1 protein-coding gene is annotated in these 619 nt (G+C 54.1%); it reads right to left on the bottom strand.

Annotated features, from left to right (window positions below):
• Positions 1-38 precede the first annotated feature (38 nt).
• A partial coding sequence (locus NGM28_RS28495) for an IS3 family transposase (protein WP_252092552.1) occupies positions 39-619 on the bottom strand: 581 nt, incomplete at its 5' end.

Consider the following 619-nt stretch of genomic DNA (forward strand, 5'->3'; position numbering starts at 1 on the left):
TGTTCTGGTCAAGTTTTTCCGGACACCGGTTACGGTGATCAAGCCGCCTGCTGCTCCATGGCTATTGGCGACAGGTAGTTGTTGTAGCTGTGGAGCCTAATTCGGTTGTAGCGCATAAAGAAGCTGGTCATGTCCTGCCTGGCTTCTTCAATGGTCGTGTAGCCCTTGGAGGGCACCCACTCCGACTTGAGCGTCCCGAAGAAACGCTCTGTGGGCGCGTTGTCCCAGCACTGTCCCCTGCGGCTCATGCTTTGCGTTATTCCATGCTCAAGCAGTTCGGATTGAAAGCGTTGGCTGGTGTATTGGCAGCCTTGATCTGAGTGAAACATCAGATTTGCATGTTTGCCTCGAATCTCCACCGCCATTCTCAGCGCCTTGCTGACCAGGTTGGCGTCATTGATTAGAGAAAACGCCCAGCCAACGATTCGGCGGGCGAATAGATCAATGACCACTGCCAAGTGATACCAACGTTTCCCAACCATCAGGCTGGTAACGTCGCCGCACCAGACCTGATTGATTGCAGTCGGCTCAAAATTACGCTCGAGCAGGTTCTTGGCCACAAATGCTTCGACACCCCTGGAGCGATACTGATGGCGACGGCGTTGTCTGCTGGCCAGAT

This window comes from Pseudomonas sp. MWU13-3659 (assembly GCF_023757525.1).
Lineage (GTDB): Bacteria > Pseudomonadota > Gammaproteobacteria > Pseudomonadales > Pseudomonadaceae > Aquipseudomonas > Aquipseudomonas entomophila_E.